Annotated in this window: 14 protein-coding genes; 6 read left to right on the top strand and 8 right to left on the bottom strand. The window is 47.4% G+C overall.

Translation table 11 applies throughout. The annotated features are described in order from the left end of the window. The first annotated feature begins 35 nt into the window (after nt 1-35). From ACFVQB_RS00245 to ACFVQB_RS00230, 4 genes are all read left to right on the top strand, one after another. On the top strand, nt 36-1667 hold the full coding sequence (locus ACFVQB_RS00245) for a thiamine pyrophosphate-binding protein (RefSeq protein WP_379434343.1): 1632 nt from the start codon (nt 36-38) through the stop codon (nt 1665-1667). A 12-nt stretch (nt 1668-1679) separates the two neighbouring features. Then, nucleotides 1680-2048, top strand: a complete 369-nt coding sequence (locus ACFVQB_RS00240; protein WP_113051693.1) for a carboxymuconolactone decarboxylase family protein — start codon at nt 1680-1682, stop codon at nt 2046-2048. Between the two features lie 186 nt (nt 2049-2234). Next, the gene (locus ACFVQB_RS00235) at nt 2235-2585 is read left to right on the top strand and encodes a hypothetical protein (RefSeq protein WP_379434341.1); all 351 of its coding nucleotides are present in this window, start codon (nt 2235-2237) and stop codon (nt 2583-2585) included. A gap of 54 nt (nt 2586-2639) precedes the next feature. Then, on the top strand, nt 2640-3632 hold the full coding sequence (locus ACFVQB_RS00230) for a 3-oxoacyl-[acyl-carrier-protein] synthase III C-terminal domain-containing protein (protein ID WP_379434340.1): 993 nt from the start codon (nt 2640-2642) through the stop codon (nt 3630-3632). A gap of 71 nt (nt 3633-3703) precedes the next feature. Here ACFVQB_RS00230 and ACFVQB_RS00225 read toward each other — a convergent pair whose 3' ends face one another. From ACFVQB_RS00225 to ACFVQB_RS00195, 7 genes are all read right to left on the bottom strand, one after another. Continuing rightward, nucleotides 3704-4273, bottom strand: coding sequence for a manganese catalase family protein (locus tag ACFVQB_RS00225; RefSeq protein ID WP_099854743.1), 570 nt, complete (start codon nt 4271-4273; stop codon nt 3704-3706). Between the two features lie 93 nt (nt 4274-4366). Then, nucleotides 4367-4642: a spore coat protein CotJB gene (locus ACFVQB_RS00220; protein ID WP_063564297.1), complete on the bottom strand. Its 276-nt coding sequence runs from the start codon at nt 4640-4642 to the stop codon at nt 4367-4369. Continuing rightward, the gene (locus tag ACFVQB_RS00215) at nt 4632-4871 is read right to left on the bottom strand and encodes a spore coat associated protein CotJA (RefSeq protein ID WP_379434338.1); all 240 of its coding nucleotides are present in this window, start codon (nt 4869-4871) and stop codon (nt 4632-4634) included. Before ACFVQB_RS00215 ends, ACFVQB_RS00220 begins: the two co-directional genes overlap by 11 nt. A gap of 225 nt (nt 4872-5096) precedes the next feature. Next, nucleotides 5097-6485, bottom strand: a complete 1389-nt coding sequence (locus ACFVQB_RS00210; RefSeq protein ID WP_379436193.1) for a hemolysin family protein — start codon at nt 6483-6485, stop codon at nt 5097-5099. Nucleotides 6486-6537: 52 nt separating this feature from the next. After that, nucleotides 6538-7674, bottom strand: a complete 1137-nt coding sequence (gene yfkAB / locus ACFVQB_RS00205; RefSeq protein ID WP_379434337.1) for a radical SAM/CxCxxxxC motif protein YfkAB — start codon at nt 7672-7674, stop codon at nt 6538-6540. 222 nt (nt 7675-7896) lie between these two features. Further along, nucleotides 7897-9015 carry an HD-GYP domain-containing protein gene (locus tag ACFVQB_RS00200; protein ID WP_379434335.1) on the bottom strand — a complete coding sequence of 373 codons (1119 nt, stop codon included), beginning with the start codon at nt 9013-9015 and terminating at the stop codon, nt 7897-7899. 69 nt (nt 9016-9084) lie between these two features. Beyond that, nucleotides 9085-10515, bottom strand: a complete 1431-nt coding sequence (locus tag ACFVQB_RS00195; RefSeq protein WP_379434334.1) for a bifunctional metallophosphatase/5'-nucleotidase — start codon at nt 10513-10515, stop codon at nt 9085-9087. A gap of 121 nt (nt 10516-10636) precedes the next feature. Here ACFVQB_RS00195 and ACFVQB_RS00190 point away from each other — a divergent pair, with 121 nt between their 5' ends. Further along, a complete protein-coding gene (locus tag ACFVQB_RS00190; protein WP_379434333.1) occupies nt 10637-11383 on the top strand; it encodes a molybdenum cofactor biosynthesis protein in 747 nt (248 codons plus the stop codon). A gap of 124 nt (nt 11384-11507) precedes the next feature. Beyond that, nucleotides 11508-12557, top strand: a complete 1050-nt coding sequence (locus ACFVQB_RS00185; protein ID WP_379434332.1) for an HD-GYP domain-containing protein — start codon at nt 11508-11510, stop codon at nt 12555-12557. Nucleotides 12558-12639: 82 nt separating this feature from the next. On the opposite strand, the gene ACFVQB_RS00180 is transcribed toward ACFVQB_RS00185, so the two are convergent. Further along, nucleotides 12640-12780: a hypothetical protein gene (locus ACFVQB_RS00180; protein ID WP_017689533.1), complete on the bottom strand. Its 141-nt coding sequence runs from the start codon at nt 12778-12780 to the stop codon at nt 12640-12642. Between the last annotated feature and the right edge of the window lie 137 nt (nt 12781-12917).

The following is a 12917-nucleotide window of genomic DNA, read 5'->3' as shown; positions in this document are numbered from 1 at the left end:
TCCAAAAACCTATTCTGTGAAGCGAGGTGTCCCGCATGAGAACAGTTGCGGACTATTTGGCAGAAGCTCTACGTAATTTAGGCGTTACTCATGTCTTTGGTATTATCGGAAAATCCATATGTCCTGCTGTCCTGAAAATGGTCGATTACGGTTTGGAATTCATTCCAGGTCGCCATGAATCCAGTTCAGGCTTTGCCGCATCGGGCTATGCCCTCCAAACAGGAAAACTGGGTGTGGCCTTCGCTACTTCTGGTCCGGGCGGAACCAACTTGCTCACCGCCGCAGCCCATGCCAAGGCCAATAACTTACCTGTCCTGTTTATTACGGGTCATCAATCCATTCAGGAATTGGGGCTTCCGCAATGTCAGGACTCCTCTTCCTACTTGGCTGATTTGGCGGAGATGTTCCGTCCTGCCACCCTCTTCAGCAAACTGGTGGAGCGTGGTGATCATTTCAGCACCATATTGAATCATGCCCTTTCCATTGCACTCGGTCCCAACAAAGGTCCGGTCCATCTCTGTCTTCCGTTTGATGTACAAACCGAACAGCTTGCTGACTTCCGGGTTGTTATCCCGGAACCTGAACCCCTGATTAGCGTATCTAACCTGAATCGTATCCTCCCCTTACTTCAACAGTCCAGTCATCCTTTAATTATTGCAGGCAAAGGTGTCAGCCGCGCCAGAGCTCATGATGAATTGCTCCATTTTGCCGAACATTTCAATATTCCTGTCATTACTTCTCCTGGAGGAAAAGGTGCCATTGCCTGGGATCATCCCCTTTATCATGGGCCTTGCGGTGTTGGTGGCTTCCCTCATGCAGATGAACTACTGAATCAAAGTGATCTCTATATCGTACTCGGTTCACGTCTAAGTGATATGACAATCTGTAATTTGAAGCCTGAAAACCATCCTGCACATCTGATTCAATTCGACGCTGATCCTACATTCGTTGGTAAAATACTTAACGCTCAAACCTTACATATCACTGGCGACTTGAAGGACAACTTGCAGTTTTTGCTCGGTACACTGACAGAACAACCTGTTGTTCCAAGAGAAACGCCAACTGTGGATTACACCGTACCTCTCCCGGATCTGCCGAACCTTTCCCTGGCTTCCGTGCTGGAAGAAATGAGTGAACTGCTTCCATATGATCATAAGCTGTTTGTAGATGATGGCAGTCATGGTTTTCATGCGGTTCAACGATATAAAGTCAAGAAACCCGGCAGCTTTGTGTTTGACGCCTACTTTGCCTGCATGGGCAATGCCATCGGCATGGCTATTGGGGCCAAGACTGCCGCGCCGGAAGAAACCATCGTATGCATTACTGGTGACGGATGCTTTATGATGCTTGGAACTGAGATTAACACAGCTGTATGCAACAATCTGCCAGTCATCTTCATCGTCGTAAACAATAAACAGCTGGATATGGCACTGAAAGGCATGGAAAAAACAACAGGCCGAATCGACGGTACTTTATTTGAAGTTCCCGTGGATGCAGCAAAGTTTGCCGAGTCCCTCGGTGCTGTTGCTTTTCGAGCGGAAACACGAGCCGAATTCACCTCTGCCCTCCAGACCGCGCAGCAGCTGAACCAGGTTACTGTAATTGAGCTTCTTACCGATCGCGACGAGATTCCACCCACGGCTCACCGTACCGTGACTTTGAATTAGGAGGAACATAGCATGAGTGAACAAGTGACTCAAGGATTGGAGCGTTTTGCAAAACTTTCCGGTGAATATGGTGCAAAAGCACTGGCACCGATAAAGGATCAGTTCCCTGAGCTCGCCGAGTTTATTATGGGAACGGCTTACGGGGATATTTTTCAGCGTACAACCATTACCGATCAATGGAAGGAAGTTGCGATTATCTCCTCACTGATCTCACAGGGGCAGTATGAGCAGTTGGGGGTTCATTATGCAATGGCGCTAAGTGTGGGTGTAACCGTGGATCAGCTCAAAGGGATTTTGCTGCATCTGGCGCCTTGTGTTGGCGCTCCACGAATCATCAGTGCTTTTAATATATTGCTCGCTACACTGGATGAAATCCAATAATTCACTCTTCTACATTTTTATACACAATTCGACTTTTTTATTGATCTTATTACATCCCTACCTTTATAATATGGTTAAATTATCCTACGAATCAGTTCACATCTCAGAAGCACTCAGCAAGGGCCTTATGGCCTGTGTCTCTGTTAGCAGGATAGCCTTAACTCATTTAAAGGAGAGAGAACACACATGGGAAATTTTATACTGAAGACTGACGTTCCGAACAAGGTGTTAAACATTGAACTGGAGGGCTCTTTTTCTCAAGAAGACGGATTGCGTTCCATCTCGGCTTATCAGGATACGATCGCTCCCCTCAACACCAAGGAGTATCATCTGAATATCGATTGCAAAAAGTTAAATGTCACTGCTCCTGAAATTGTACCTCTTCTTGAGGGCTGCCTGCAGATGTTCAAAAAAGACGAATATAAAAAAGTGGTGTTGACGCTTGAGAATAACGCCATTCTGAAAATGCAGCTGTCCCGTCTTGGACGGTCTGTCGGACTGGACAACCTCGAGATTATCTCCACGGTTACTACTTAATAAACCAGGCGGACAAGCTGTGGGTTCACCCATCCGCTCAGGAGGAGAATGAAGATGGCCGGAATTCGTATTGTAGACATCGATATCTATCATCCAACGAACAAGGTAGGCAATGATTTTTACATTGAACATTTTGATGCGAGAGGTTTAGATATCCGGGGATTGTTAAAGGCACTTGGGCGTGATACACGTTACAAAATTGACAACGATGATGAAAACTCACTAAGCATGGCCTTCGAGGCCGCCAGTAATCTCCTCGAGAAAACCGGACTCACCGGTGCCGATATCGATCTGATTGCTTATGCAAGTCAAACGCCGGAATACATCTTTCCTACGAATTCCTTAATGATTCATCGTCTGATTAACGGGGCATCCCATGCGATCTGCATTGACAGCAATGCCAACTGCGCGGGCATGACCGCAGCCTTTGAACAGGTTAGCCGCCAGATGCTAGGCAATCCCAGAATTCGTCGTGCTTTAATTATCGGCTCAGATTACGTTGCTCCACATGCCAGTCCAGACGATCCTGTATACTTCGCCAACTTCGGGGACGCAGCAGCAGCTGTCATTGTTGAACGGGACGAACAGGCTGTCGGTTTTATTGACTCGATCTATCAGACCGATACCTGTGTGTACGGCAATTCCCTCTTCCCGGCACAAGGTCTTGCCAAACTGGGCCAAACCGGTGTTGACGCAGGTGCCTTCCATGTAAAATTCATACCGTTTGATGATTCCATCTGTGTAGGTGCTGCCTCTGAATCGATTCGCACGCTGCTGAGTCGTAATGAGATCGGAGCAGACGAGATTAAAGCCGCTTGTTTCTCCCAATTATCCATTGGCAATATACGTGCTGTATCCGAGAACATTGGCATCGGCGAAGATATTGCCGTCTACATCGGAGACGAGTTTGGGTACACCTCAACCAGCAGTCCGTTTATTGCATTGCATCGAGCCATTACATCCGGCCAAATTCAGCGTGGTGATAAAGTGCTGTTCTGGACCGTTGGCGCCGGGTGGCAAAATGTTGCCATGGTCGTTGAATACTGAGAGTTTGGTACGCTAAATACAAAAAAAAAGCAGGGAGAACCTTTTTAGCCAAAAAAAGGTTCTCCCTGCTTTCAGAAAATCTTCTTTGTCTCCCGATCATCCTTCAGAATCTCCACCGCCTCTCGGAAACGCAAGGAATGTACAATCTCCCGTTCCCTCAGAAACTTTAGACTGTCCTGCAGATCCACGTCATCGGTCAGATCGATCAACCACTGATATGTAGCCCGTGCCTTCTCTTCCGCTGCAATATCCTCGTACAAATCCGCGATAGGATCCCCTTTTGAAGCAATATAGGCTGCCGTAAACGGAACACCTGAGGAATTCGTATAAAACAGGGCAGAGTCGCGCTGTGCATAGTTCGGCCCAAGCCCCGCTGCCTCCAGTTGTTCCACAGACGCATCCTTTGTCAGCTTGTAGATCATGGTGGCAATCATTTCCAAGTGAGCGAATTCCTCCGTGCCTATGTCGTTCAACAGCCCGATAATCTTGTCCGGAATCGTATACCGCTGGTTCAAATACCGCAGGGCAGCCGCCAGTTCTCCGTCTGCGCCCCCATACTGTTCCGCCAGCAATTTCGCCATATGAGGATCACATTTGCTGACCCGAACGGGATATTGCAATTTTTTCTCATACACCCACATGCAGACGCCTCCTCTTTTAAATCAAATCCAACCTGTTACGATCCCTCGAGCTCCCAGCCTGGAACGACTGCAAGGAAACCCGAGGATGTTATATCACACTTGCCAAGGCCATGGCGTCTGAGACCATTCCCACGGATATTTGGAGAACGCATGCCCAAAGTTCATCAGCGGTCCATACAATTGCTGAAACTCATGCGCCACCCTCATCCGCTCCTGGCTGAATTTGTTGTATTGCTCAATGCTCTGATAGTCACCCGGGTGAGTGTCCAGATACAGATTCAGCTCAACCAATACAAAATCCAGGGCCTGAAGTTCCTCCAGTAGTTCATAGTATTTTGCATCACAGGCTTTGGGTGCTTCAGGTTCCATCTCCTTCCACCTTCCTTCCCTTCGAGCTCGCGGGTGTATAAGGACTGTATAAAGCAGGCCACAACGTTCCAATTCTTAAGGCTTCTGCAGGACTAAACTGCGGCCAGCCCATCGGCTGAAATGGGATAAACAATTGCGGAGGAACCAGGTACGTCCGAATCGCCTTCGGTGGACATGGATCAAACGGCCCCACAAAAGGGGCGTAAGCACGAAGCTGCGGATCTGACACAGAACAACGCCTCCTTCATCACTGATTTGGTACATTCCACATCGCATTATTTTACAAGCTTTCATTTCCCGTCTCTATAACCATATGCCGCTGTCCCCCAAGTTAATTCCATATTTAGCGGAACGCAAAAAAAGACCTTCGAACGACTCACCCCGCTGGGCAGTGTCCAAAGGTCACTTCAATGGATATGGCGGCCATGTGCATCAATAATTATTTCATCAATACTCAGTCCCTGTTACGTTCACGATCATCATCCTGCATCGAACCTAGTTCCTTCTCTCCCATTTCCACCTTATCTTCTTCAGAATCAGGTCGCTTATATACCTTCACTCGGGTAATTCGGAGTCGGGTCGATTCTTCCACTTCAAAGATATAACCGTTTTGCTCCCGTGTTTTGCCTTTGATCGCACTGCCTTCCAATTCCTTGAACAGCCAGCCGCCTATCGTATCGACTTCCTCATCCTCAATGACAGCTCCAGTCCATTCATGGACCTCTTCAATCAGGGAACGACCATCGATGGAAAAGGCTTCTCCAATACGCTCCATATGCGGACGTTCATCTTCGAACTCATCATACAGATCACCAACGATCTCTTCCAAAATCTCTTCAGCAGTCAGCAAGCCGGCTGTACCGCCATATTCGTCGACCACCAGTGTCATCTGGGAGTGCTTTTTCTGCATCAGACGAAGTACATGACTGATCTCCATCGATTCAGGAACATTCAGAATCGGACGAACAAGCGCAGCCAGATCATGCTGCTGGTCTGGTTCAGCCAGAAGCAGATCGGTAATGTGGATAAATCCGATAATCTCATCCTTATCCTCAACTGCCACAGGGTAACGAGAATGCTTCGTTGCATTAATGATTTTCAGGTTTTCTTCCAGCGACATATGAGTATACAGACAGTCCATATCCGTACGTGGCAGCATAATTTCACGTGCCAGCATATCCGAAAAATCAAAGATGTTATCCATCAGTTTGATTTCATCTTTGTCGATGACACCACTCTTCGCACTTTGCTTCATCAAGATGCGAAGCTCATCTTCCGAATGGGCCTCCCCTTCACTGGCGGGTTCAATGCCTGCCAAACGCAGCAGTGCATTGGCTGATGCGTTCAGTACCCAGATGAATGGGAAGAAAATTTTATAAAATAACAGCAACGGTGCCGATAGCAGCAAAGCCACTCCGTCTGTTTTTTGAATCGCCAGAGATTTGGGCGCAAGCTCACCCAGCACAATGTGCAGAAACGTAATGATACAGAAACCGATGATGACCGATACCGTTGATATAAGTCCTGTATCCGCTACACCAAGCTTGAACATCAGAGGCTCGACCAGCAATTCGGAAATGGCCGGTTCACCGAGCCAACCAAGCCCCAGCGATGTCAGCGTGATTCCGAATTGGGTTGCCGATAGATAGGCATCCAATTTACCATTCACCTTCAGTGCATAACCAGCCAACTTATTCCCTTCACTCTGTAATTGAGTGAGGCGCGTTTGTCTAACTTTGACCAGAGAAAATTCCGCTGCGACAAATACGCCATTCAAAAATACGAGCAGAAACACACAGACCAGATTAAATACCAACTGCCCGAGATGAAATTCGGTATGAATACCCAAGTCGAAACTCCCCTTTTCTATCTATTTCAGGAATACACCTGGAATATCAACGTGTAATTGCTTTTCTCGATTTGAAATCCACACCTTTATAATACATATCTGCAACCAGCAGATTCGGACCGCAGCAAGAAGCAGCATCACAATGACAGTTCACTGTCTGATTCAAGGGATGTTCCGCCGACCACTCATGGAATACGTCATCCAGCTTCCGGTCACGAATGTTGCCAAACGCCGGGATGTCGGCAAAGTCGGTAACATACACGTTCCCGGTGAACATGTTGACGTTAACACGGTTACGACCGTCGGGATCATTACGAACCGTAACTTTAGGCTCGCTATACAGGCGGTTGATCAGTTCGCGATCCTGCTCCGCTGCACTGCATGCAAAGAACGGAAGTGTACCAAACAGCATCCACATATCCTTGTCACGCACATCCAGCAAACGATGAATAGCCGCTCTCATATGATCAAGAGAAAGCACCGGCAGCGCAGAAGCAAAATTCGAATTATACATCGGATGCACTTCATGACGGACACAGCCCATCTCTCGGATCAACTGATGAATGCCCTCAAGCTTGTCATGGGTACGAAAATTAATCATGGACTCCGCAGAGATAAACATGCCCGCTTCACTGAGTTTACGGGAATTTTCAATCATTTTCTCATACATCTTCACCGCGACTTCCCGCTTTACAGGTCTTCCACTGTTGGCAAACCCGACTTGGTGAAAGTCATCGGCATTCAGATAATTGAATGAGATATGCATAACGTCCAGATAAGGCAGAAGTTGCTCGTACCGACGGTAATCCAGCGTCAGATTCGAGTTGATCTGGGAACGAATGCCCCGTTCCTTGGCATATTTGAGGAGCGGAATGATCATCTCATCCACGGTCTTCTGGCTGAAGCTCGGCTCACCGCCTGTCAGACTGATCGTCTGAAGGTGCTCAACCTCATCCAGCCTTTTAAGCATCAAAGGCAACGGAAGCGCAGGTGCTTCGCGCATCGTTAACATATCTCCTACCGCACAATGCTCACAGCGCATATTGCACAGATGAGTCACGGTCATTTCTACACTGGTCAGCACATGGCGTCCATATGTACGCAAAGAGCCGATCGGATCCCAAGGATCATTAGTCGGCGATAAAGGCATCGGCTCTACCGATCCTGAGTTTAGCATGGTCATTGTTCTTCACCTTATTCCTTTTATTAACCTAAAAAGTTTTATTTACAACATACCCCGTCTTCATCTTTTGGAGTTAATTTTAATCATAGCACAATTTCTTGCGCTCTGGCATGAGCATGCTCTGACCATTACATGACAAAAAACGCCCGCGTAATATCAGGCCGGCTAGGCTCTGATATTACGATATGAGCGTTGACCCATTATCCATTAGACGTCAGGATATCAAAATAAATCACCACGAGCCGGAGCTGGCGTAGTGTCTTCCACACCTTCCACACCTGTAATCATAACAGACAACGCTGTAGACAGATCGATCTCATAGGGTGCACTTAATGTCTGTCCATCTGCATCCTTGAGAACACGAATACGCGGTCGTTGTGGCACGCGCGAATGGATGTCTGCAACAACCCCGATCTCTCCCGTACTTAGCGTGACGGAAATACCCAAGGGATAAATGGCTACACAGTCACGGAATTTCTCCAGCATTCGCTGTTCATATAGTGTCCCTGAACCCGTGTATAATACTTCCACGGCCTGATGTGGCAGCAAGGCTTGTTTGTATACCCGATTGGTTGTCATCGCATCATACGAATCGGCAAGGGCCAGCCATTTGGCATACTCGTGAATCTCTTTGTCTTTCAAACCAAAAGGATAGCCGCTGCCATCAATCCGTTCATGGTGTTGTAATGCGCAATGAGCAGCAAGAAGCGGTATACCCGGTTCATCTTTGAGAATACGATGTCCATATGTAGTATGCTGCTGTATGATTTTAAATTCCTCATCGCTTAATTTGGCAGGCTTGTGCAAAATCTCTGGAGCGATCTGTGTTTTACCGATATCATGCAACAGAGCTCCCAGTCCAATCTCCATTAGCTGCTGCCGAGTATAGCCCGATGCCACACCAAGAACCAGCGTATACACACATACATTGAGAGAATGATTATACAGATCAAAATCACTGGCGTTCATATCCATCAGCATAATCATCGCTTCCTTTTGACTACCGATGTCGTCCAGAATCGTATTCATTAACCCGCTAAGTGCTTTTCCGAAGTGTGGGATTCGGCTTTTGATTTTGAGACCCGACATACTCTGAAACTGCTGTTTGATCTCGACCAGCGCTCTGCGCCTGGTCTCTTCCTGCAGCATATCCGGAATGATAATATCCTCTGTTGCGGCATCCGAAATATACACATATCCAATTCCCAGGTCCTTTAGGCGTCCAATCAACCGACTGGTCAGCTCCACTCCCTCACTGAGCAGAACCAAACCCTCTTCACTATAAATTCGTTTCCCCAGCTTCATGCCAGGCTGCAATAGGTTTATATGTACTAAACGCACAGCCTATCCTCTCCCGCTCCGTAGATGTAATTTCCACTAGCCGCCGCTTCAGCAGAAGGCAAGTACTTGTTAGATTTCATGCCAACGGGATCGCAGGCTATCATCCAGCGCCCCTGGCCTTTTCAATTCCGTTTCGAGCAGGTCACGTATGAATTCAGGAAGTCGATACGCTGTATCCGTTCCAAGAGCAAGAGACGGATAACCTACGTTAAACGTAAACATGTCGAGTGTTCCTACCACATATTCATGTTCATCACGGATCGGCTCGCCCTCAATATATATGGCACGGATTTTCTCGTGTGGAGGCGAATGGGGGTCATACTCCACATCCATTCCATCCATGCACAATGCTCCTAAAATATCCCCACGAAATCCAAATCCGATTATCGGTTTACGTGAAAACTCTGACAACAAGGACTGCTCCATTGCCTCCCGGATCTGAATTCCATTCAAGCATATTGTACAGGCATTAATGGGAGATGGACATAGGGAATGTAACATTCCCTTCGTAATATTCCCCTGCGGAAGATCTCCAAGGAGTTGCCCGGCGTTAACAAGAGACAACTGCGCTCCAGTGAACTGACGAACTGCCTGGGCAAGCAATGACGCAAACGGAGACTCATGATCGTAATCAATGGTCAGCGTCCTGTCCGTAATAACGGCTGTTTGACCAAGCACACGCTCGGCTTCCGTCCGGTGTGTATCTATAGCCAGCGATACGTTTTCTTCGAGCAACATGTTCTGGACCGGAACACAGCCGCTGCTCACCAGTGTTATTTCGTTCGCTTCATATTCCCGCTTCAGTACCACCTTACCGAGCCACTGGCCAAACTTGCCTGCCGCTCCAAGCACCGTCTGACCAATGACTAATGGTTCTTCCAGTACATGATGTGTATGTCCACCCAGAATGACATCAATGCCCTGGATCTGTTCGGCCAATCTGCGATCTGTTGAGAGCCCCAGATGGGACAAGATAACGACTACATCCACCTGAGGACGCAAAGCTTCAACTTGCTCGCTCAGCGATTCTACTGGCTCCAATACATCCCAACCCAACAATTCATAAAAAGCGGTAAAGGGTGCTGTAGCGCCAAGCAGACCGATGCGAAATGGCCCCTTCTCCAGAATGAGAGAGGATTTCATCCAGACTGGTGGCCGGCCCGTAGCCTGGTCCACAACATTTCCACAGACAACAGGACACAGAAGTCCAGAGTAAGACTGCGCCAGTTGTTCGGGTGTAAATGTTAGTCCTTCGTTGTTTCCGATCGTTATCGCATCATAACCGGTCAGATTAATGACATCCACGTTGGCCGCCCCCAGGGTACCCTCCGTCTCAACTGCCATCCGGTCCATATGATCTCCGATATCCACTACCAGAAATTCTCCAGCCTGTTCCCTCTCGTGTCCGATCATGGCGGCGATGGAGCTCATGGAGCCAAAATGACTATGGATGTCATTGGTGTGTAGAATCGTTAATGTTTGCGTCTTCTTGGTGCTCATCACACCGCCTCCCTCTTATCGTCGATAACGTACATTCCTCTAATGGATAAGCATAACATTTTCCGCGTCGTTATGATATATTTATAGGGTTTAGAGAATTAAAAAGAGGTGAGTTATTCCCATGAAATTAACAATTCAACTATTTGCAGGGATCGCTGAACGTTTGGGCACATCCCTGCTTGAATATGAATACCCCGGGACTGATCCGACTCCTGTGCAATTAAAAGAAAAACTGGGCCTTGCTTACCCTGAAGCGGCTGCTCAAATACGTGTTTCTTTTCTGGCAGTAAACCAGCAGTATGCTTCTGCCGATATTATAATCAAGGCTCAGGATGAACTCGCCTTAATCCCCCCTGTATCGGGAGGAGATGGTACCCATTTGAATGGTGACGGACATCATTCTTCCCATCCTGAGCATCGTACGGATGACGGATTATTCCTGATCACTCAGTCCCCACTGTCCGTGGAAGCTACAACGGAGCTCGTCATCACTGCAAACCATGGAGCAGCCCTTACCTTTGTTGGCACCACCCGTGAAATGACCGGACAACAACGAACGGTTTATCTTGAATATGAGGCCTATGTACCTATGGCACTTTCTCAGATGGCAGCTATCGGTAGTGAAATCAATGAACGCTGGCCAGGCGTAAAATGTGCGATTAGCCATCGGATTGGGAAGGTAGACATAGCAGAGATCAGCGTTGTTATTGCCGTTTCCTCCCCTCATCGCAATGACTGTTACGATGCAAGCCGTTACGCGATCGAAAGACTCAAACAGAATGTCCCCATCTGGAAAAAAGAAATATGGGAGGATGGTTCCGAGTGGAAAGGTCATCAACTAGGACCCTGGAACCCCACGGACAATTAAATAACTAGTCATTCGACCTGTTCGATGGGTGACGAAATTAGTAAATAAGTCGTTGTCAACCCATTTTTTTCTTGTTATTATAATCATATGTGTCGATATTAGTCGAGGAAAAGGTGGTTTATACGTGAGAGTGCATGTTACTGATCTTAAAACTGGCGACCTGTTAAAAAATGATGTGTACAACAGTTCGGGTCTCCACATGCTGATGAAAGGTTCCTCACTCAGCGACGATGATATTGCCAAGCTGCTGCAGCACGGAATCGATTACGCAGATGTAGAACATACAACATCTGACCTACACTCTGATGCACAAACCTTACCTTCCGATCAAACCCGTCTGTTAACTAACCTGTTTAACGATACGATCAAAGGTACAGAATCTCTGTTTGAACAAGCGATAGAGAAGGGGTTTATTGATGAGACTCAGGTCGATGAGATTTTAATAACCCTAACGGTACAGCTTGAAAAACAAAAGGACGTTGTCTCCTTGCTGCTGATGCTTGACGGGGATAACGACTACACCTACAACCATTCCTTACAAGTCGGAATGCTCGCTTTTTATATCGCCGGCTGGATGGGCTACAACCCTGAGGAATGTCTCACCGTAGCCAAAGCAGGGTATCTTCACGATATCGGCAAGTCCAAGATTCCTTCTGAAATGTTACATAAGCCGGGCAAGTTAACGCCCGAAGAATTCGAAGAAATGAAGAAACATACGTTATATGGTTATGAGATTGTCAAAGAGTCCACTCAGGACGAGATCCTTGCAACCGTTGCCCTCCAGCATCATGAGCGCGAGGATGGAAGCGGCTACCCTTACGGACTGAAAGGCGATGAGATCCACCCATTTGCCCGTATAACGGCTGTAGCCGATGTGTACAGCGCAATGACGACCAATCGGGTGTATCAGACCAAGCAAGAACTAATCTCCGTGCTATGCGAATTGTACAGCCTCAGCTTCGGTCAGTTGAATGCTGAAGTTACGCAGGAACTCATCAAACACATGCTACCCAATTTTATTGGCAAAAGGGTTCTTCTCACGACCGGCGAAACCGGTCTGATCGTCTTGAACAACCCTGCGGATTACTTCCGCCCACTCGTCCAGACCTCTACAGCCTTCATTGATTTAGCGAAGGAAAGAGATGTAGCTATCGTTGAAATTTATATCCAGTAAGTCATTAGCATTCAGGTATGCACGTGAAAAAAAGGGAAGCCGTTAAAGCTTCCCTTTTGTATTCCACTTCGTTCATATCAGATTAAACGCAGAATGCTTTAGTGATGATAACCAACAGAATGAACAGTACCAAGATCGCACCCGTGTTTGTGAACATATTGTATCCGCCTACGCCGCCTACGCCGCCTACGTTGCCACCACAGCCATATCCAACTTCGCTCATGTGATTGCCTCCTCTTCATCAGGTATACCCTAACATATGACGTTTGCGTTTGAATGAACCGGGCGAACTGGCAACATTCAATAAATGGTTGTCTGCCTGCTTTGCCTAAAAAACAAGCTTCACTTTTACTCCTTATC

The sequence above is a fragment of the Paenibacillus sp. NPDC057886 genome, assembly GCF_042796655.1.
GTDB lineage: Bacteria > Bacillota > Bacilli > Paenibacillales > Paenibacillaceae > Paenibacillus.
Note: the sequence above shows the minus strand (reverse complement) of the source record. Positions and strands in the feature narration are given on the sequence as shown.